The organism is Methylovulum psychrotolerans, assembly GCF_002209385.1.
Taxonomy (GTDB): Bacteria; Pseudomonadota; Gammaproteobacteria; order Methylococcales; family Methylomonadaceae; genus Methylovulum; species Methylovulum psychrotolerans.
The window spans coordinates 2591267-2612712 of the sequence record NZ_CP022129.1 but is presented as its reverse complement, the minus strand read 5'-3'; the positions used below and the strand labels follow the sequence as shown (position 1 = coordinate 2612712).

The following is a 21446-nucleotide window of genomic DNA, read 5'->3' as shown; positions in this document are numbered from 1 at the left end:
TTCTTACTGGGTGCCTTCGCCAAATTTCGCGTCAATATACTGATTATCGCCAGGACGCATTTCGTAGCAGTCTTGGACAGTTTCGACGCTGCCTGCTTGCAGTAATTGGCTGACGGTGACAAAGTGCAGGCCTTTGGCTTGTAAAGCACTGACAATTTTCGGTAATGCGGCGGCGGTGCCGTGGCCGCGGCCATTGGCGTGGAAAACGATAATCGAGCCGCTCCGCGCTTGCCGGATGACCCCGTTCGCCAACGCGGTCGGGGCGATGCGCGGGGCGGCGTCGCCACTGACCACATCCCATTGGATCGCCGCCAAACCTAGACCGTTGACCGCTTCTAAGGATGCCTTGTTACAAGTGCCGTAGGGGAAGCGTAAGGTCATGGGCTGATGGGGGATGTGCTGCATCTGTGCCGCTAAGCCGGCTTGTTGGGCTTTGGCGTTCAGGTTATCCCGCTGTATGGCATATTCGGCTTGCGTCCAAGTGATTTGGTTACGCATTTTTTGGCCGCCCAAGACGCGTAAGTTGCCGTGCGTCCAGCCGTGGTTGCCGATCTCAAAATTCGGGTCGGCCATCAATTGCTGGGTTTTGTCGGGGTGCGAGCGCATCCATTTACCGCCCGCAAAAAAAGTCGCGGGGATTTGTTGGTCGCGCAAATAATTGACGATGTCGCGGTCATAGCCGGTCACATCGTCGGCTTGCTCACACAAGTCAAAGGTCAGGGCAACCAGCGGCTTATCGGCGGGTAAGCGTACCCGGCGGATGGAGTGTTGCCACGCCTCAGCCAAGGCGGGCAATTTTGTCGGTGCTTCGAGATAGTCGGGCGGGTCTACGTTCGGTTTGGCGAGATGGGTGATGCGCTCTTCGCCGGGCTTGCCGCGCAATACTTCGGCGGGCCATAAGCCTAATAGGCTGTTGGTCGGTTTGGCTTGGGCAGCGGGCAGGGCGGGCGGTGGCGGCGCGGCGGGTTTGGTTTGGTCTGCCGTCTTGTCCGGTTGCGGCGGCACGGCAGGCAATTGCTCGGCGGGCGTTAAGGGCAGTGGGGCTGATGAGGATGGCAGACAGGCCTTCAAGGCTTTGGCGGGCATGATCACCCGCCACTGTTGCCGCCGTTGTACGGTAACGGCATAGTCGCAGCTATAGGTTGCCGCCGGATTTTTGTTGGTGTAGTCCAGTTGGGTCTGAAAGGTGATACGGTTGTTGCGGCTGACCATTATGTTGTTCGGCATGGGCGGCGGGGTCAGGCTTTGCACATTTTGGCAGTCCGCTAGGGTGTAGCCTTCCGCTAAGGCCACCGCCGCCGCGCAGTCATGGTCGGCGACGTGTTGGTAGAATGCCATGAACACCGCCTCAGGAGCATCGGCGGTTGCGTGGCTAATGGCGGGCAAACCCAGTAAGCTTAGCCCACAGGCGGTTAAGCGGGCGACGCTGGCCGCGTCGGTGAATAATCCGTGTAAATGCTTCATTGCACCTCTACCAATTCATTTTTAGCAATCAACCAGCGGTCAGTGCCGAGTTCTAAGATCATCAGCCCCCGCCAACGTTGCGCCGGGGTGGCGCTTTTGGCTTGTACCCAAACATCAACCCACACGCGTGCTTTAGGGCCGGGAACAAAATCGTAAAACTTGGGCGGGCTGACTAATTCGGCAGATTCAGTATTCGCCAAGGCTTTGGCCAGTTTGCTGCGGCTATGGGGGTCAGTCCATAGTTTGAGCGCGGCTTCGGTATCGTTGCCCATGGCTTGAAAATAGCGGTTGACCACATTGACGGCCAGTTGCTCGGCCTTGCGGATGTCTGCATCTTTGGTGTCACCAGACGGCTCCTCCCTTGAGCTTTCCCGTTCAGCTTGGGCTTCGCGTTGTGTCTGTAGCCGTTCCTGCTCGGCTTGGTATTCGCGTTGTACTTGCTGCTGCCGCTCTTGCTCAGCTTGCGCTTCGCGTTGCGCCTGTAGCTGCGCCTGTTCGGCTTGCTCGGCACGTTGTTCTTGATCCAGCTCTTGTTCTTGCGTATAGGCGGCGGCTTGTTCGGCCTGGTGGCGGAGTTCGTTATTCGCCCCCATCACAAACAGTAGGCCGGACAGTGCTAAAACGCCGCCCATACCTAGCCAAACGGGCGCGGTTAAGCCGGTTGCGGTAGGGGTGGCTTGGAGCAGCGGCGCGGCTTTGTCCAGCACCAAGCCCCCGGCCATTTTGTCGTGCAGGGCTTGCTTGCGTTGGGTAAAGCCCGCCATTAAAAAGCCAATGCCTAAGGTCAGCGAAGAGACGATTTTGCCGAAAAACCGCCCGCTGGCGCGTGCAAAAGAAAGCCGCCGACCCTCAAGGTCGGCGACTTTGAGGCCTACCGCCAATTTGCCGGGTGTGGCTTGATAACCTGAGCTTTCCATACCCGCAAAGTACAACCAATTCAGTTGCAAGTTAACGGCACAAACTAGGATGCTGACGCTCATGATGGCCTCATTGAAACCGCTGAAAACCACCCCGGCAGCAATGGCGACATAGGCCAGCACGTTGATAATCAGAACTACCACGCCATCAATGAGGGCGGCGGCAAAGCGCCGCCAAAACCCCGCATAGCCGCTGGGATTGGGCGGCGTAACGGTTTGGGTGCTAGTGCTAGTGCTGGGGTTGAAGTTGGGGCTTGGCGGCCTCAGCCGTTCCTGAAAGTCGCGGGCGGTTTGCGGCCTGCCCCGCGCCTTGACCGCCAAGCCGTCGATAATGGCTTGGTTAAGCGGTGCGGACAGGGAGGGAACCAAGGTCTTGGGGGCGATCAGGCTATCGTACTCGGCGCGTTCCGGGGCTTCCGGCGGAATCTGCCCGGTGAGCATTTGGTATAACACAGCGGCGCAGGCGTAAATGTCCGTCCATGGGCCTTGTTCACCCTTGCGGTGGTATTGCTCAAACGGCGCGTAACCGGGGGTCAACACCACCGATAAGGTGTTGCTGTGTTCGCCCATCGCCACCCGCGCCGAGCCGAAATCCAACAAAATCGGTCGGCCATCGTGGGTGATATAAATGTTTTGCGGTTTGATGTCGCGGTGCAGAAAGCCTTTATGATGCACTTCGCGCAGGCCATCAAGGATGGGCATCATAATATCGACCGCTGTTTGCTCGGCTAACTGGCCTTTTTTGTCAAGATATTGCGCCAGGCTGATGCCTTCGTAATAGTCCATCACTAAATAAGCCGTGCCGTTTTCCTCAAACACGTTGCGCACCCGCACGACATGGGCATGGTCAAACTTCGCTAAGGTGCGGGCTTCGCTCAAAAATTGTTCCAGGCCAAAGCGGAATAACTGGCCGTCATCTTGGGAATGGGGGCTGACCGTAAAGGTACCGGTCTCGCGTCCGGCCAAATCCCTAGGCAGATATTCTTTAATCGCCACCAGGGTTTCCAAACGGGTGTCAAACGCCAAATAAGTAATGCCAAAACCGCCCGGTTTACCCAGCACCGCACCGAGCAAATACTGCCCCTGCAACAGCGTCCGATGCGGCAAAACCAACGGGCCGCGCCGGAGGGTTTCATCATAACCACAATGGGGGCACACGGTGACCCCGCCCTTGTCCTGGAAACAGCCAGGACATAATACCGCCCAGTTTATTGTCATTGCCTGTTCGCTCCCTAGGGCAAGCGCGTCTGAATGCCCGGTAAAAGATCGTGGTTTTTTGTTGGTGCAGCGCTTACAGTGTACCTGATTAAGCAGGCTTTACCCCTCGCTAGACCATTGGAACTGTACGCCACAAAACGGTACGAACAGCAATTTTGTCCGCCCTAATTCGATGGTGTCGTAAGGCTTTAGCTCGGTGGGCATGGCGACTTCGTCATCATTCAAATAAATCAAACCGCGGCTATCTCCAGGAATAATAAGAAACGCGTTTTTTTTCGGGTTAAAGCTGATGACCGCGTGTTTTTCCCTAGAGATAGTGGCGTCGCCGTTAATGCAAATATCCATGCTGGGATCGCGCCCAATCAGGTTGCGTTCGCTACGGATACGGTAATCCCGGCCTTTGTCGGCCCCCTCAATGCAGACCAGCCAGCCGACCACAGGATCAATACCCAGCTTGGCCGACCAAAACGCTTGGGTCACGCCCAGTTCCCGCTCCGGTTTGGCCTCGTTTCGGCGGCGGGTGGGTGCGGCATCGGCGGGCGGTGCGTCATCACTGACATCCAGCGACGCGTTCCGCCAATTCATCGACCGTAACGGCTTGGTGGTTTCCATGTCCAAATCGCGTATACCGCAGGATGGGCAACCGCTATATTTATTTTCATCATAATAATGCCCATTATCACAACGTTTTAACGCCATAACGCCCCCTCAACTTGAATAACCTTAATAATAAATTAAAATCACACAGAATTAAACAAATTACATGGCTTACCGTTAATCATCTGCTAACGTTTATTGGCTCAGCCGATACAACTTCTTGTCGGGAGGTAAGTAAGGCTTAGGTTTGGCATTTGGGCCGATAGCGGTTACGCTGTTTAGGCCATGGCGCTAAGATAAGCCCGGTTAAGCCCAGGGGCGGCTTGCTAAATCGCCAGACTAACCCCATGATATGGCTTTTGAGTGGTTAAGCTTCGCCGCTTGCCATTTTGCGCCCAATACACCTCTGCAACCCCATTGTCGAATAAGGACAACCTGTGCAACCACAAGAACACATTAACGAGCTAAAAAACCTTGTCCAAAACTTATTGGACGAGGCGACACAACAAGGTGCGAGTGCCGCCGAAGCGGGGCTGAGCCAAGAAAACGGCCTATCGGTGTCGGTGCGCTTAGGCGATGTCGAAACCATCGAACACCATTGTGACCAAGGCTTAGGCATCACCGTCTATTTTGGCCAACGCAAAGGTTCGGCCAGCACCACCGACCTGTCGCCCGCATCCATCAAAGAAACCGTCAGCGCCGCGTGCAGCATTGCCCGTTACACCAGTGCCGACGATTATGCGTGCTTGCCTGACCCCGCCCTTCAGCAAACCCAATTCCCTGACTTAGATGTCTATCACCCGTGGCAACTCGGTGCTGACCAAGCCATCGCTTTGGCTATCGAATGCGAAACTGCGGCGCGGGGCTTTCATCCTGAAATCAGCAACTCCGAAGGCGCGTCCGTCAATAGCCACCAAGGTGTCCGGGTCTTGGGCAACACCCAAGGCTTTCTACAAGGCTATGCCTCTACCCGCCACTCCTTAAGCTGCTCGGTTCTGGCGCAACGCGGCGACAGTATGCAGCGTGATTATTGGTACACGGTCGCCCGCAACGCCGCCCTACTGGAGTCGGCGGTTAGTGTCGGCCAGAAAGCCGGGGAGCGCACCGTGCGCCGCTTGGGGGCGCGTAGCTTAAGCACCCGCCAATGTCCGGTGCTGTACAGTGCCGAAATCGCCTCCGGCTTGCTCGGCTCGTTTATCGGCGCAATCAGCGGCGGCAATTTGTACCGCAAATCGTCGTTTTTGTTGGATGCGCTGGACACGCAAATTTTCCCCGACTTTGTGCATATTTACGAACAGCCTTATCTGATCGGTGCGCTCGGCAGTGCCGCTTACGACGGTGAAGGGGTGGCTACCCAAACCCGCGACTTGGTCAGCGACGGCATCTTGCGTGGCTATGTGTTAAGCACTTATTCGGCCCGTAAGCTGGGCTTGCAAAGCACGGGTAACGCGGGCGGAGTCCATAATCTGAGCATCACCCCTAACAGCGGGGATTTTACCGCGATGTTAAAGCTGCTCGATACCGGATTGCTGGTGACTGAACTGATGGGACAGGGCGTGAACATGGTTACGGGCGATTACTCGCGCGGTGCGGCGGGCTTTTGGGTAGAAAATGGCGTGATCCAGTATCCGGTCGAAGAAATCACCATCGCCGGCAATCTTAAAGACATGTTTAAGCAGATTGTCGCCATCGGCAACGACATCGACTATCGCGGCAATGTCCGCACGGGGTCAATCTTGCTGGAGAAAATGGCTATCGCGGGGGAATGATGAGGAGAGTGCGGGCAAAAACGGCCCGCACTCCGCAGAAAAGCTACGGCCAACGGTCTTATAGCATCCCGTTTTGGAGATGGTTTTGGAAAATCTGGGTCGCCCAGCTTCTGGCGATAGCTTCGCCTTCTTTGCCGCTGTAATGCAGGCCATCCCTACCGCTGCTGGGGTAATGGGTATATTTGCGGCTGTCGATGAGCTGGCAGTTATAGCTATGCGCTAAGCTGTCCAGCAAGACATAGACTTCATCGGTTTGCGCCGAAGTGAATTTACGCGCATCCGGCGGGCCTATCCAAAAACATTGGCGGCCCGCGCCAGCGACTTGCCGCATCAGGGTTTCGGTCTGGAGGATACGCTCCTCCTGATGTTGCGGGATCAGGTTCGCCCCTAAGGCGACGATAACCGTTTGCGGTTGCAGCGAGCTTAGCAGTTCGTCAACCTGCGGGGTCATGCCCCTTAAGCCCTTTTCTTCACTGCCGTCGGCATTGTGCCGCCAGAACCCGCAACGGGTCGCCTTGTTGCCGTTCAGCCACCAATCGGGGGAGCTGCCGCAACTGGCAATGGCGGTGACTTGCGCCCCCGGAATTTCCTGTTCGATCAAATTGGTCAGCGTCGCGCCAAATACGGCGGTGGAGTGGGAGTCGCCGATAAACAGCACGGGCCGTTTACCCGCGTAAGTATTGGGCAGGTGAATGTCCGCCCGCTTGTTGTTGATAGGCGCGTACGCGACCATTTTGTTTGTGCCCAACTGCGCTAACGAACCATCCGAATAGGATTTGTGCCGCGCTAGCGGCTCATCGTTGTAATGGGAGGGGGCGGCGGGCCTTAGCACTTTTATAGGGCCTTTTTCCAACAACCGGGCCGCGGCTTGCGCCCCCCGGTCGGCATCGGCATCGGCGGCGGGATTATTCAGGTCATTAGCGGCATTATTTTGTGGCACTAGCCATTTAGCCGTGTCTGTTTCCGGTGCCGGAGGGGTAGTGGAACACGCCGTCAGGATAACGGATACGAATGCCAAAGCGGACAGGGTCTTGGCTACAGGGGGTAAAACAGTCATTTTTAAAACCTCATCGTTAGGCAACAGCCCTGGTGCTGCGGGTGGGCAGTGACAGGTGTCGCCTGATTTTTCATCAAACACCAAACATAGGCGTTTGCCGATTAATAACGCTACTGCTGCCCAAACGCTTGGGCGTGGCTATTAAGGCTTGCCTTCACTGCCCATTCTACGCCATATTGGCCGCTTTATGAAAAACTTGCGCATCGGATAACGGTTTTAACAAACTGAAAGCTATAGGTATTTATTCGTTTAAGGGCAGCGGAATTTCTGGCGCGGCTTATTTACTGGCGACGCATAAGGCCTTGAGCAGGGTTTCGGTATATAGCCTGATGCCTTTCCCGGTCAGATGCAGGCCGTCGTCGGCAAAGATTTTCGTGCCCGCCAAGCCTACCGAGCGCCAGTTAAGCAGTTTAACCCCCGCATGTTGGGCGGCTTTTTCCAGCAGGTGATTATTAGCCGACTCGTAATTGCGGGGCAGTTTTAAATTGACCAAAATCAGTTGCTGGTTACTTTTCAGATGGCCAATCAGTTTATCGACTTGCGCTTTGTTCAATGGCCCATTATTACCGAGATGGATTAACACCGTACCGTCCGCTTGGGGGGTATAAGTACCGTCCAACAATTGCAGGGCATCGCCCAACTGCCTGCCCACTTTGGCATCAAGCATGAGTCCGGGCATTTTCCGCAACAATTCGGCGGCGGCGCCCACCATCACCGAATCGCCAATTGCCAGGATGGCCGGTTTTTTTTTCGAGCTGGTGTGGACACGCGTCACATAACCGTTCGAGTTATTTTTTTCCCAAACGACTTTTCGGCGTGTGTTGCCCCCCGCGTTAGCGCACATCGCCGTTACAGATTCGGGCGTATCGTCCTCTTCCTCCTCTTCGGCATTGCCGCCCGCAGGTGGCGGAATAGTCGGCCCCAATAAGGCAGGCGGCATAGAAAAATCACTGTTAAGGAATGTACCCAAGCGGCTATTAAAGCGGGTGTTGCCTACCGTTACCACATCAAACACTTGCGGAATGGGCAGTGCTTCGCCAAAACTGGCGGCTTCGGACACTTCCGAAGTGGCTTGGCGTATGGCGGCTTCGGTGGAGCGCACCAGATAGTAGCCGCCCCCGACGGTGCTGGCCAATGCCAAGCCGGAAAAGCCCGCCGCTTGCAAGCGGCGAAGGGTATCGCCTTGGCTGAGCGCTTGCCAGGTCCGCGCCAATAAGCCTTTGCGGAACGGCTCTTCGACCAGATGGTGGCAAATTTCCGCACAGGCTAACGTTACCGCAAGCCGTAACAAAAACAGTTCGCTACCTTCAAAAGGTATATCCACCCACGGCAGGCTTAAACAGAATACCGGCCAATGCCACAAATAAATGCTGTAGGAACGGTTGCCTAGCCACGCTGTCAAGCGGTTGCCTAAGATAAGCCGGACAGGGTCGTAGCGATGACTCGCATGGCAATGGATAATCACCCCGCCAGTGAGCAAAGCAACGGCGGCAAAGCCACCAGAATATAAGCGCGGGTCATTGGCTTCCAAGAAGTACAAGGCTGTCGCCAACGCGCCAAACGCCGCCGCCCCAATCGGAGCGGACACCATCTGGACACGGCGGCGGGGTTGCCAATGTTGCGATACCAGCATCGCCAACGCACCGATCAGAAAAGCTCCCGCCCGCGTGTCGGTGCCGAAATAAAGCCGCGACGCATCCGCATCCGGCGTATACAGGCTCGCCATCCATGCATAACTGCCCCAACTGCCCAACACGAGCATGAGTGCCGCCAAGCGTGTGGGCAAGCGGAACAGCAACAGGCAGAAGGTCGGCCAGAGCAAGTAAAACTGGAATTCGACCGCTAACGACCACAAATGCTCAAAGACCGGAGGCCGTCCTATACCTTCAAAATAGGAGACCTGATTGAAGATGTAATGTAAGTTGCCGGTAAAGCTGAGGGCATAAGGCAGGTCGGCGCGGATTTGCGGGCTATCGCTAGGATGGAACAGTACCAGCCATACCCAAACCCCCAAGGCCATCGCCAGCATTGATGGGAACAGCCGCAACCACCGCCGCCAGTAAAAACGCTGAAAATTGATGTGTCGGGCGTTTGCCCATTCTTGCTGGAGCAGGCGGGTGATGATAAAGCCGCTGATGACAAAAAAAACCTCCACACCCAAATAGCCGCCCGGCAACCAAGCGTTATCTTGGTGATAGGCCAACACGGCAATAATGGCCAGCGTCCGCAAACCGTCCAAATAGGCCAAATGTCCCGAAGCGGATGCAGGGGGCTTGGCGGCATCTTGGCAAGACAGGCCTATAAGCAAAGACAGCGGCGGTAATGGTTTCATGAGTTGGGGGTAAGGAGGTTGGTAAAATCGGGCGGTCAGCTAAGAAACGCGCATGAAATAAAATCTGTTGTACAGACGCACACCCTCTCCCAGTCTCCGCGTTCCCTGAGCGAAGCCGAAGAAGACAGGGGGAGGGGCTTTTTCCCCTGATTGTCGCCTGTACGACGGGGAAGGCATTACCCCTGCCCCTGCGCGAAGGGGAGGGCTGGGGTCACTGCCATTAAGTTAAGGAATTGTACTTGTAATTTCAAAAAGATAGGATTAACCGTTCGCCTGTCCCCAGACCCCCCTTGTGGGGGAGCTTGTCCCACAGGGACTTCCGATGGTCGTCGAAGGGTGGGCGGTTAATCCGTCCATGGTTCGACAGGCTCACCACGAATGGATTAACTTACTACGCTCTTAATATCTACATTATTGAAATATAAAGAATAAATCTTTAACTTAATGGCAGTGAGGGCTGGGGTGGGGTTTAACACACTGAGGCGCAATGGAACGTCTGCTTAATTTTATGCACGTTCCTAAACAGCGGCTAATAGGCGGCGGTAAGGTATTACTCCCATCCCAGTAACGCTAACGTTGCAGTAACTGGGCTTGGGTAAGCCGATGAAAAACGCCGTTTTAAGGCTATTTCAGTTGGGCTACTTGGCATACCCTTATACCGTCCACAGAAAAAAACCGCGAGCTGCCATAGCATAACGGCAATGCTTATCCCCGCTAAGGATAAAGCCTAAGGCTCTCTATATGGTATTAATGGTAAAAAGACCTTAAACCCCATATAGAGCCAAACCTAAAAATGTTTTGCGTACTATATAATAACCGGACAGCGAATAAAATTAACTATAACCAGAAAAGCTGTGAAGTTGTTCACAAAAACCAATATAATGCCGTTATCTATTTGATAAATAATATAAAATTATTTAATACATTTTGCGGCAAGCCATAAGAAAGCTGGCTGATTTTAAAAGAAGGCCTGCTTGGCGAAGGAATTGTAAGGCGCATGACCGCGTAACATCAGATGTTATTTGCACGGTTACTTAGATGTGCTTGGCTTGTCCTTATAATGGCATAATAAGCGCCTATTATCCCGCCTGGCGCGGCAATCGATTATCGCGTGTTAACTTATGCCCGAATTACCCGAAGTTGAAACCACTTGTCGGGGCATTGCGCCCCATATCCAAGGCCGTACCATCACCGCCGTGCAGGTCCGCGACGGGCGGTTGCGCTGGCCTGTGCCGGTTAATCTGGCGGAATTGCTCATCGGCGTAGCGGTGCAATCAGTCAGTCGGCGCGGTAAGTATTTGCTGTTGCACACCGCCGCAGGCACGTTGCTGGTGCATTTGGGCATGTCGGGCAGTTTGCGCATTGTCAGTAGCGAGGTAGAGCCTGCCAAGCATGACCATATTGATCTGGTGTTTTGCGAGGATACGGTGTTGCGCTTTAACGATCCACGCCGCTTTGGCGCGATGCTGTGGACTGACCAGCCCGCTGAGGCGCATAGCTTGTTAAAGGATTTGGGGCCTGAGCCGTTGCTGGCGGACTTTAACGGCACGTTGCTCTATCAAGCGTCCAGACGGCGTAAAGTCCCGGTAAAAACGTTTATTATGGATAGCCATGTCGTTGTCGGTGTGGGCAATATTTATGCTAACGAGGCTTTGTTTATGGCGGGGCTGTTGCCGGCCCGGCACGCGGGTACTATCGCCTTGGCCGACTATGAAACCTTAGCGGACTGTATCCGTGAGGTGCTGCAACAGGCGATTACCCAAGGCGGCACGACCTTGCGCAATTTTGTTAATGAGACGGGGAAGCCCGGTTATTTTAAACAGCAGCTTAAGGTATATGGACGGGGCGGCTCGCCTTGTCTGCGCTGTGGACAAGACTTGCTGGAGATCCGCTTGGCGAACCGGACGACGGTGTTTTGTCAGGCTTGCCAACGCTAAGGGTAGCCCTTTTGGGCGTGCGGGCATTTTGCCCGCACCCTCTTATTTAAAGCCCATTCCTCAGTTTGCCTTATCGGCTCATGTATAATGGTAACGATGTAGGGTAAGGTGGCCTTACCCGTCCTTGGCAAACTTATCTTAATACCCTTTATGTTCAGACTCAGCCAGTATATGCGCGAGCTTATCGCGCCGACCCCGCTTAAACCGGCCCGTAAGCCCGCCGCCCCGGTGGTGATTTGGAACCTGATCCGCCGTTGTAACCTGACCTGCAAGCATTGCTACACCACTTCGGCGGATATTGATTTTCCGGGCGAGTTGACCACACCGGAGATTTACACGGTGATGGACGACCTGAAAGCCTTTAAAGTCCCGGTGCTGATTTTGTCCGGGGGCGAGCCGTTGCTGCATCCTGACATTTTTGCTATCTCCCGCCGCGCTAAAGCGATGGGCTTTTATGTCGCCCTGTCCAGCAACGGCACGAAAATCTCTAAAGATAATATCGATGAAATTGCCGAGATGAATTATCAGTATATCGGCGTTAGTCTGGATGGCATTAAAGGTACGCATGATGCGTTCCGGCGGGTGGCGGGATCGTTTGACGAAGCCCTGCGTGGGGTAGAGTTGTGTTTGGATAAGGGCATTAAGGTCGGCATACGCTATACCTTAACCCAAGACAATTATCACGATTTCCCCGCCCTGTTGCAGCTGATGGATGACCATGACATCGACAAATTTTATCTGTCGCATTTGAACTACGGCGGGCGCGGTAACCGGAACCGCAAAGACGATGCCCATTTTGCGCGTACCCGCACGGCGATGGATTTGTTGTTCGAGACTTGTTACGCTTGGTTGGCGGCGGGTAAAGACCGCGAATTCGTCACGGGCAATAACGATGCCGATGCCGTGTACTTCTTACACTGGGTGCGCCGCCGCTTCCCGGAACAAGCCGAACATATCCAAGCCAAGCTGATGCAATGGGGCGGCAATGCCTCTGGGGTCAACGTCGCCAATATCGACAACCTCGGCAACGTCCACCCCGATACCTTTTGGTGGCATTATGATTTGGGCAATGTCAAAAAACGCCCGTTTTCAGAATTATGGCAAGATGTGTCAGACCCTGTTATGGCGGGGCTGAAGAGCCAGCCTAGGCCCTTGGAAGGGCGGTGCGGCACTTGCCATTATCAGGCGATTTGCAACGGTAACACCCGCGTCAGGGCGATGCAGACGACCGGCAATGTCTGGGCGGAGGATCCGGGCTGCTATTTGAGTGATGACGAGATCAGTCCCGCAACTGTTTAAAATGCCGAAGAATTACGCCGATAATCACAATGGGCACGACCAAGGCGGTCGGTTCCCATAAGCCCATAGACAGCAAAACGGCTTGGTTGCCCAGCAATACCAATATATAGGTCAAGGCCGCCCAGCGGCGTAACAGCCATAAACCGACAATGCAGGCTAGGCTAATTAATGCCGAAGTGCCGAAATACAACGGATAAAAAGCCCCTAGTTGCTTGACCATAGGCGACAGCAGCACATTCAGGATTTGGATGGCGTTAATCAGGCCGATAATGCAAATGGCCGTCACGGCAAAAGGTTTGGCGGGGTTAAAGCGGGATTCAGTCATGGAGCCTCCTTAATTACGGGTTTTTTAGTGGGGATTCTTCCTGAAAAACCCGCCGCTGGCAAGTGGAGCCTGCCGCCTGATGATAGATAACCTGACTGTTAAGAACATGAGCCTAGAACATCAACCCTATACCCGCCTAGACAGCGCGTTCGCGCGTTTCCTTAGCCAGCGTAGCCGCCTAGAAGACAGCCAGCGGCCAGCCTTTGAAAAATTGCTGATCCGCTTGTCTTACGAGCAGAACCAAGGCCATAACTGCATTGCCATCAGCGCGGCTGAGCAAGCGCTGGTGGCGGCTTCCGGTTTGGCGGATGATGAAGGCGGGCGGCCTTTGGTGGTGGAGCAAAACCGCCTGTATCTACAGCGTTATTGGCAGTACGAACAACGCTTGGCCGGGCAGCTTAAGGCCATGATGGCCAATGCCACGCCCGCCCCGGAGCGGCTCGATAGTTTACTGGCGCGGTATTTTCCGCCGTTATCGGACGCTATCGACTGGCAGCGCGAAGCCGCCAAGGTCGTGGTTAAGCAACCTTTTAGCATCATTACGGGCGGGCCGGGCACGGGTAAGACTACGACTGTGGTGAAAATCCTCGCGGTGCTGCAAGAACTGGCGGCTCAGCCCTTATTAATCGCTTTAGCCGCCCCGACAGGTAAGGCGGCGATGCGCCTGCAAGAGTCCATCGGTAGCCGCAAGGCCGATTTGCCCTGTTCCGAAGCGATAAAAAACCAGATTCCCGAAACTGTCACCACGCTGCACCGCCTGTTAGGCGCAAGGCCGCCGTCACCGTATTTCCGCCACCACGCCCAACAGCCGTTAATTTATGATTTGGTGGTGGTTGACGAAGCGTCTATGGTCGATTTGGCCTTAATGAGCAAGTTGGTGGATGCCCTTAAGCCCTCCGCGCGGCTAATCTTATTAGGCGATAAAGACCAGTTGGCCTCGGTCGAATCCGGTGCGGTGCTGGCAGACATGACCCATAGCCTGCCTGAACAAACCTTAGAGCTGCAAACCTCGCACCGCTTTGGTGGCGTGATTAAACGCTTGGCGGATGCCGTCAACCAGCAAGAGGCCGAGCAGGCTTGGCAGGTATTGCAGCAAGGCGACCCGGCTTGTCTGCTGTTAAGCGAAGACCCGATTAGCTATGCCGCCGCCCAATACCGTACTTATTTGCAGTTACTGCACAGCGGCGCGGATTTTCCTACCCTTTACCAGCAATTTAGCCAATTTCAGGTTTTGTGCGCCAACCGCCAAGGCAAGCACAGCGTCGCTGACCTTAATCAGCGGATTGAGCAAAAGCTCGCCGAGCAACGCCATATCCATGTTACGGGCTTGTGGTATGTCGGGCGGCCTATTATGGTGACGCAAAATAACGCCGCTTTACAGCTCTATAATGGTGACATCGGCTTGTGTTTGCCGCATCAGGGGCAACAGGGCAAGCTCATGGTGTACTTCCAACGCGCCGATGGCAGCGTCAAAAAGTACCTGCCCGCCCGCGTCCCGCCCTGCGAGACCGTTTACGCCATGACCATCCACAAAAGCCAAGGTTCAGAATTTGCCCAAGTGCTGGTTGTCCTGCCGGAAGCCATTAATCCGGTGCTGACCAAAGAACTGCTGTACACCGCCATCACGCGTGCCAAAACCACTGTGAAAATAGTGGCCGATAAAGCCCTCTGGATGCAGGCCATTGCCCAAAAAGTGGCGCGGGTCACTGGATTAGTGGCAAAGTTTCAGGATGGGTGCGTTAATTTCTGACGTTACGCAGTAACGTGCTTTACCCCCGTTTGCCGCGCCGAGCATCGCAGGTTTTGTCGGGATCAGCCCGAAGGGGCGCGGCAGGGATGCCGCGCGTCGGCAGGTGGGCAGGAGCCCACTCTGCCGACCCCCGACAAAATCGAGAAGCGCAGGATCAAGCGGCAACCGGGCCGCCTTTTCTTTGGATACTTTCTTTTGGCGGAGCAAAAGAAAGTATCTCGCTTTCGGGTGCGAGAACCCGATTAAAAAAACCGTCGCGACAGCGACTCATCGCTATATTTTTCAATATCGTAAAAATGATTGCGTAACAGAAGTTAATTTTTTCAAAGCCGCCGCGCATTAACTTTATAATGGCGGCATTTATCAAAGACAAGTTTGGAGAAAGGCATTGCAAGCGGATGTATTGGCAACAATTTTAAGGGGCGCCGACGAGGTGCTGGTCGAAGCGGAACTGGTTAAGAAGCTGGCTGAAGGCAGGCCCTTGCGGATTAAGGCGGGCTTCGACCCGACCGCCCCTGACCTACACCTAGGCCATACGGTACTCATCAACAAGCTCAAACAATTCCAAGATTTGGGTCATGAAGTACTGTTTCTGATCGGCGACTTCACCGGCATGATCGGCGACCCGACCGGCAAAAACGTCACCCGCAAACCGCTGACCCGTGAAGCGGTGTTGGCGAATGCCCAAACCTATCAGGAGCAGATTTTTAAAATCCTTGATCCTGACAAAACCCAAGTCATGTTCAACTCCACTTGGATGAACGCCATGTCGCCCGCCGAGTTTATCCAACTCGCCGCCAAGCACACCGTCGCCAGAATGCTCGAACGCGACGATTTCAATAAACGCTTTAAAGGCGGGCAAGCCATTGCTATCCATGAGTTTTTATACCCTTTGATACAAGGCTACGACTCCGTTGCCATGAAGGCGGATGTTGAGCTGGGCGGGACAGACCAAAAGTTTAACTTATTGATGGGGCGGCATTTGCAGGAAATTTACGGACAAAAGCCGCAAGTGGTGCTGACCATGCCGATTCTTGAAGGCTTGGACGGGGTGCAAAAAATGTCCAAATCCTTAAATAACTATATCGGTATTGCTGACGCGGCGGATGATATGTTCGGCAAAATCATGTCCATTTCCGATGAACTGATGTGGCGTTATTTTGAATTGCTCAGCTTTAGGCCGATGAGCGAGATTAACCAATGGGCGCAAGACTGTAAAGACGGGGCTAATCCACGCAATTATAAAGTCAAACTGGCGCAAGAAATCATTGCCCGCTTCCATGATGATGCGGCCGCCGTTAAAGCCTTGGACAATTTCGAAGCCCGCTTCCAACGGGGCGCAATACCGGATGATATAGAAGAAGTGGAATTAACCGTAGTGGGCGAAGGCTACGCCATTACGGCTATATTAAGGGATGCCGGCCTGACCGCCAGCACCTCCGAGGCCATCCGCATGATTAACCAAGGCGCGGTTAAGCTTGATGGCGAAAAGGTTTCCGATACTAAATTGGAGATTGCCGTTAATAGCGAGCATGTCTACCAAGTCGGCAAACGCAAATTCGCCAAGATTAAACTGACGGCTTCCCGCTAAAAACCCAATACGGCAAGCGTTGCGGCAATCAATTGCCCCGTGTGACCTAATGGAGCGTTATTTTTTAGGCAGATTCAGGGCGCAGTTGCGGCAGGGCTTGCCGGACGGCAGTTAAATTAATTAGTAGTAGAAAGTCTTTAAAAAACAACGCTAATGCAATGCGTTGGCAGGAAAAGATAGGGTGCTAAAGAAATAAATTGCGAAAGGGTTTGACGGGCGGGGAAAAGTCAGTATAATAGTCGGCTCTTCACCGGAAACGTGAAGCGCCCCACGGGGCGGAAAGGGGGCGGGATGGTTGCCCTGAGGCCGTTCTGAAGCTTGCTTCGGGACGGCACGAAAAAAAAGATTTGACAAGCTGGTTTGGCTCTGTATAATAGTCGGACTTAGCCGGGGTGACAACCCCGACGCTCTTTAACAGACCGGATCGAAATAATGTGTGTGGGTGCTTGTGGCGGTGGCCGCATCTTGCTTAAATTCCAGGGTAAATTTGGGTTTTTTGACTTTATCTGTTTTGCTCATTTTTCACCTCTGCTGACATTATAATATGCCTTTGGAAGTGTCCGGCTTTATTAGACCATTTCACTTGCGTATAAGACGTTGCCTGAACATAGCTTTCATCGCTCTCTTCATCTTCTGTATTTTCGTCCATAAGCCACTCCCAAATCGGAGAGGTAGTGAAGTCGGCACGGGTCAGTTTGCGGAACGGTTTTGGCATGGTTAGCATCCTGATAAAGTAAGGTGATACGGATGTGCCACGTCCTTGAAAGAATCATGATGCACATCCGGGGCGGGCTAACACACAGGGGGGTTAACGCTTAAATACTCGCAAAAAATCCCACCGCCTCAATCCCGGCAATGGCACAGCGTTCGTCTTGATCGGATTTGTCGCCGCTGATGCCCACCGCACCGAGCAGGTGATTGTCGGCATCGCGGATTAACACCCCGCCAGGAACAGGCATGATTTTGCCGTCAGCAATGGTAATCAAGGCGTTCATAAAATCGGGGCGTTGTTGGGCGACGGTTTCCAAACCGCGTGAAGACACCCCCATATTAACCGCACCCCAGGCTTTGGCGGTGGCGATCTGTTGGCGGATCATGCTGGCACCGTCTTCGCGTTGCAGGGCCTTCAGATGGCCGGAAGAATCCAACACCACGACAGTGAGCGGGTTCATGTTAAGCTCGCGGGCGATAGCAATGGCGTGGTTGATGATTTGGTTGGCTTGTTGCAAAGTTAAGTCTGTCATTGTTTAGGCTCTTGGTTACAGTAAAGGAAAAACATAAGCCGCTATTTTGTCTGCGATAATCGGCTGCGCCTTGGCGTTGGGATGCAGGCCGTCCGCCTGCATCAGCGCCGGGTCGAGCGCGACTTCTTCGAGAATAAACGGAACGAGGGGGAGGTTTAATTCATTTGCCAATTGCGGGTAGACGTTGTAAAACAAATCAATATAGCGCTTGCCGTAATTGGGCGGGATTTTCATGCCTAGCAACAGGACTTTGGCTCCTGCCTGTTGGGCGCGGCGGATGATTTCGGTCAGATTGGCTTTCATCGTCACAGGCGACAGGCCGCGCAGGCCGTCGTTAGCGCCCAGTTCCAGCAACACCAGGTCGGGCTTGTGCAAGGCCAAAGCTGCGTCTATCCGTGCCAAGCCGCCCGCGCTGGTGTCGCCACTGATGCTTTCGTTATGGATACTATGGCGGCCCGGCTGGTCTTTATTGAGCTTAGCCTGCAACAATGCCACCCAACCTTGGTCTACCTCCATTCCATAAGCGGCGCTGATACTATCACCCAAGACGACAATAGATTTCGCCATCACAGCCATCGGCATCCACATCATGATTAAAGCCACAAACAATCGGGACATTATGCACTCTCCAACACACTTGTTAAACAACATTATCGTCACGGAAAATCTCGGTAAAGCCGTGGCCACTGCCGATAAAAACTTACATATCTTGTCAGCAATAAACCTGATAATCAAATCGGGTGAAAGCGTTGCCGTCGTGGGCGAATCCGGTTCCGGCAAATCGACCTTAATCGGCTTATTGGCAGGCTTGGATACGCCCACTTCCGGCACTATCCACCTGAACGGGCAGAGCCTGACCGGGTTGGACGAAGACGGGCGGGCGGCTTTGCGTAGCCAACTGATAGGCTTTGTTTTTCAAGCCTTTCAGCTTCTGCCGGGGCTAACCGCGCTGGAAAATGTCATGCTACCCTTAGAGCTGCTCGGCAACCCGGAGGCCAAAACCATCGCGGCGCAGTTGCTGGAACGGGTCGGTTTGGCGCAACGCCTGAGCCATACGCCTAAGCAATTGTCCGGCGGCGAACAGCAACGGGTGGCGTTGGCGCGGGCATTCGCCACCCGTCCGGCGATTTTGTTCGCCGACGAACCCACAGGCAATCTGGACAGCAAAACCGGGACGCATATTATTGATTTGCTCTTCGAGCTGAACCAAGAACACCACACCACACTGATTTTAGTCACCCATGACCACGCCCTGGCCGCGCGTTGCCAGCGCACCATCCGCCTGTCCGCCGGAGAGCTGGTATGAACCGTTTTACATTAGCCTTGCGCCTGCTCTGGCGCGATAGCCGTTCCGGCGAGCTGAGCATCTTACTGGCGGCGCTCATCATCGCCGTGACCTGCTCCAGCGCCATCACGTTATTTTCCGACCGCCTGCAACGCACGATGACCCAACAGACCGCCGAGTTTCTGGCGGCGGACTTGGTGGTCAGCAGTCCGACTGAGTTGCCCCCAGCGTGGGCAGAGCAGGCGGAAAAACAACACCTGACCCGTGCGCAAACGGTTGAGTTCTCCAGCGTCCTGATTGAGCATGAGGAAATGCTCTTAGCCAGCATCAAGGCCGTCACCAGCAATTATCCTTTGCGCGGGCAACTGAAAACCAGCACCGCCGATTATGCCCAAGAAACCCCCAGCAGCACCGGCCCGGCGGCGGGTACGGTCTGGGTGGAAAAACGCGTCTTACCCGCGTTAAAGCTGCAACTGGGCGATACCCTCACCGTCGGCGAACACCCCCTGACCGTGACCCGCATCCTCACTTACGAACCCGACAAACAAGGCGATTTTTACAGCTTCTCGCCGCGCGTCATGATGAACAGCACCGATCTGGCCGCGACCCGGATTATCCAGCCGGGTAGCCATGTCCATTATTTTTTCCAATTTATCGGCGACAGCACAGACTTGCTGGCCTTTAACCGCTGGCTTAAGCCCCAGCTCAACGCCTCGCAACGGCTGATGGACATCCATAATGACCGCCCCGAATTGGGTTCGGCTTTGGATAGGGCCGAACGCTATTTAGGCCTGTCCAGCACCTTAGTGATTATCATCGCCGGGGTGGCGATTGCCATGGCGACGCGCCGTTACAGCGAACGCCATTTCGACAATACCGCCTTGTTACGCTGTTTGGGCTGTAAGCAACGGGATATTTTGTGGCTGTACGGCAGCCAGTTCGCTGTGCTGGGCTTGGCGGCAAGCTTACTGGGCAGCGCCTTGGGCGGCTTGGCGCAACAAGGCTTATTTTACTTGTTAAAAGACTTATTGCCCAAGCATCTCGCCGCCCCCGGCTGGCCCGCCTTGCTGTCCGGCTTTGCCGTAGGTCTGGCGGTGTTGCTGGGCTTTGCCTTACCGCCCTTATTGCGCCTTAAACACGTCTCGCCATTGCGGGTGTTACGCCGCGAACTGGAACCCTTGCCCACCAGTGCCTGGCTGGTCTATGGCTTAGCCTTGGGGCTGATTGGGGTGCTGATTTGGCAATACACCGACGACTTGCCGATGACCGCCACCCTGCTGGGCGGTGGGGCGTTCGGTTTGCTGGTGTTGGGCGGCGTGGTGTTTGCCCTGTTGACAGGCTTACGCCGCCTGCCCATCACCAGCCTATACTGGCGGTTTGGCTTGCAAGGGCTGGCCAGAAACCGCCAAGCCAGTGTCAGCCAGATTCTGGCGTTTAGCTTGACCCTGGTCGCCATGATCTTAAGTTTTACCGTGCGTAACGACTTGCTCGGCACTTGGCAACGGCAATTGCCGGACAACGCCCCCAACCATTTCGCCCTGAACATCTTCCCGCAGCAACAAAGCGAGTTTGCCGAGGCCTTGCGCCAACAACACATCAGCGGCAGTCAATTTTATCCGGTGGTGCGCGGACGCTTAGTAACGATTAACCAAACCCCGGTACAAAAACGGGTCAGTAAAGACAGCCAAGGCGATGCCGCCACCCACCGCGAACTCAGCCTGACCTGGACAGAGGCCTTGCCGGACGAGAACAAAATCACCGCCGGCATCTGGCATGCCGACGCGCCAGCCGGGCAGGTGTCAGTCGAGCAAAAACTCGCCGATAGCCTAAAGATTAAAGTCGGCGACGTGTTGGCCTTTACCGTCGGCAGCGAACAATTCACCGCCACCGTCAGCAGCCTGCGCAGTTTGCGTTGGGACACTATGAAGCCGAATTTCTATATGATCTTTTCCAAAGGCACGTTAGAGGCTTTCCCTAGCACTTATTTGACCAGCTTTTACCTGCCGCGCACCGAAAAGCTTCGCTTGAATGCGCTGGTAAAACAGTATCCTAACATCACCTTAATGGAAGTGGATGCGATTATCCAACAGCTTAAGACCATTATCAGCCAATTGACCCAAGCCATTAACTATTTGTTGTATTTCGCCTTACTGGCGGGCTTTACCGTACTGTTCGCCGCCGTTTACGCCACCTTGGACAGCCGTATCTACGAAGGGGCGTTAATGCGCACCCTAGGGGCTAACCGCCGCTTATTGCGCAGCAACCAGATCAGCGAATTTGCCGCCGTAGGGTTTATTGCCGGGTTAGTCGCGGTGCTGTTATCCGAAGCTTTGTTGTGGGGGTTATACACGCGGGTCATGAACATGGCCTACCAGCCTAATCTGTATGTATGGGTCGCCGTGCCGCTGATTGGCGCGTTATGTGTTGCCGTGACGGGTTGTTGGGGTTTGCGTGGGGTATTGGGTAAGCCGCCGTTGCCAGTGTTGCGGCGAGGGGTGAATGGGTAACGGCAGGGGGGATAGCCTGTGCCTATGGCTAACCCCGTTTACATAAAGTTGCAGTTTAGAAGGGGTATGGAATAAATTCGTCACTTAAAGCCTTTCAGATCTTAGAAACCTGAAAGGCCGGGTCTGCAATTGATTGAATTATTTTATGCCAGTT

General features: G+C 54.4%; 16 protein-coding genes. 7 read left to right on the top strand and 9 right to left on the bottom strand.

Annotation, left to right across the window (positions count from 1 at the left end; genetic code table 11):
* Positions 1-3: 3 nt before the first annotated feature.
* The 3 genes from CEK71_RS11860 to CEK71_RS11850 form a co-directional block, all read right to left on the bottom strand.
* Positions 4-1464, bottom strand: a complete 1461-nt coding sequence (locus tag CEK71_RS11860; RefSeq protein ID WP_088619584.1) for a polysaccharide deacetylase family protein — start codon at positions 1462-1464, stop codon at positions 4-6.
* Positions 1461-3599, bottom strand: coding sequence for a protein kinase domain-containing protein (locus tag CEK71_RS22610; protein ID WP_157679167.1), 2139 nt, complete (start codon positions 3597-3599; stop codon positions 1461-1463). Before CEK71_RS22610 ends, CEK71_RS11860 begins: the two co-directional genes overlap by 4 nt.
* A 99-nt stretch (positions 3600-3698) precedes the next feature.
* Entirely contained in the window at positions 3699-4298 is a 600-nt protein-coding gene (locus CEK71_RS11850) for an FHA domain-containing protein (RefSeq protein WP_088619583.1), read from the bottom strand.
* A 335-nt stretch (positions 4299-4633) separates the two neighbouring features.
* Here CEK71_RS11850 and pmbA point away from each other — a divergent pair, with 335 nt between their 5' ends.
* Positions 4634-5965 (top strand): metalloprotease PmbA, encoded by a 1332-nt coding sequence (gene pmbA, locus CEK71_RS11845; RefSeq protein ID WP_088619582.1) that lies wholly within the window; start codon positions 4634-4636, stop codon positions 5963-5965.
* Positions 5966-6023: 58 nt separating this feature from the next.
* Here the strand turns inward: pmbA and CEK71_RS11840 are convergent, their stop codons facing one another.
* Positions 6024-7022 (bottom strand): hypothetical protein, encoded by a 999-nt coding sequence (locus CEK71_RS11840; RefSeq protein ID WP_157679164.1) that lies wholly within the window; start codon positions 7020-7022, stop codon positions 6024-6026.
* Positions 7023-7299: 277 nt separating this feature from the next.
* Complete coding sequence (locus CEK71_RS11835) at positions 7300-9354, bottom strand: acyltransferase family protein (protein ID WP_088619580.1); 2055 nt, start codon at positions 9352-9354, stop codon at positions 7300-7302.
* A 1121-nt stretch (positions 9355-10475) separates the two neighbouring features.
* On the opposite strand from CEK71_RS11835, the gene mutM reads away from it, so the two are divergent.
* Together mutM and nirJ are read left to right on the top strand one after the other, a co-directional pair.
* Entirely contained in the window at positions 10476-11291 is an 816-nt protein-coding gene (gene mutM, locus CEK71_RS11830) for a bifunctional DNA-formamidopyrimidine glycosylase/DNA-(apurinic or apyrimidinic site) lyase (RefSeq protein ID WP_088619579.1), read from the top strand.
* A gap of 150 nt (positions 11292-11441) precedes the next feature.
* A complete protein-coding gene (gene nirJ, locus CEK71_RS11825; protein WP_088619578.1) occupies positions 11442-12590 on the top strand; it encodes a heme d1 biosynthesis radical SAM protein NirJ in 1149 nt (382 codons plus the stop codon).
* Here nirJ and CEK71_RS11820 read toward each other — a convergent pair.
* Positions 12571-12915, bottom strand: a complete 345-nt coding sequence (locus tag CEK71_RS11820; RefSeq protein WP_088619577.1) for a hypothetical protein — start codon at positions 12913-12915, stop codon at positions 12571-12573. The two genes, nirJ and CEK71_RS11820, sit on opposite strands and share 20 nt — an antisense overlap.
* 106 nt (positions 12916-13021) lie before the next feature.
* On the opposite strand from CEK71_RS11820, the gene recD reads away from it, so the two are divergent.
* Entirely contained in the window at positions 13022-14665 is a 1644-nt protein-coding gene (gene recD / locus CEK71_RS11815; protein ID WP_232463627.1) for an exodeoxyribonuclease V subunit alpha, read from the top strand.
* Between the two features lie 388 nt (positions 14666-15053).
* Positions 15054-16256, top strand: a complete 1203-nt coding sequence (gene tyrS, locus CEK71_RS11805; protein ID WP_088619575.1) for a tyrosine--tRNA ligase — start codon at positions 15054-15056, stop codon at positions 16254-16256.
* Between the two features lie 502 nt (positions 16257-16758).
* On the opposite strand, the gene CEK71_RS11800 is transcribed toward tyrS, so the two are convergent.
* The 3 genes from CEK71_RS11800 to CEK71_RS11790 form a co-directional block, all read right to left on the bottom strand.
* Positions 16759-16971, bottom strand: coding sequence for a hypothetical protein (locus CEK71_RS11800; protein WP_088619574.1), 213 nt, complete (start codon positions 16969-16971; stop codon positions 16759-16761).
* Between the two features lie 100 nt (positions 16972-17071).
* The gene (locus CEK71_RS11795; protein WP_088619573.1) at positions 17072-17500 is read right to left on the bottom strand and encodes a GlcG/HbpS family heme-binding protein; all 429 of its coding nucleotides are present in this window, start codon (positions 17498-17500) and stop codon (positions 17072-17074) included.
* 15 nt (positions 17501-17515) lie between these two features.
* Positions 17516-18118, bottom strand: coding sequence for an arylesterase (locus CEK71_RS11790; RefSeq protein ID WP_170065147.1), 603 nt, complete (start codon positions 18116-18118; stop codon positions 17516-17518).
* 1 nt (position 18119) lies between these two features.
* On the opposite strand from CEK71_RS11790, the gene CEK71_RS11785 reads away from it, so the two are divergent.
* Both CEK71_RS11785 and CEK71_RS11780 read left to right on the top strand, forming a co-directional pair.
* Entirely contained in the window at positions 18120-18806 is a 687-nt protein-coding gene (locus CEK71_RS11785) for an ABC transporter ATP-binding protein (RefSeq protein WP_088621591.1), read from the top strand.
* On the top strand, positions 18803-21292 hold the full coding sequence (locus CEK71_RS11780; protein WP_088619572.1) for an ABC transporter permease: 2490 nt from the start codon (positions 18803-18805) through the stop codon (positions 21290-21292). Before CEK71_RS11785 ends, CEK71_RS11780 begins: the two co-directional genes overlap by 4 nt.
* Positions 21293-21446: the final 154 nt, after the last annotated feature.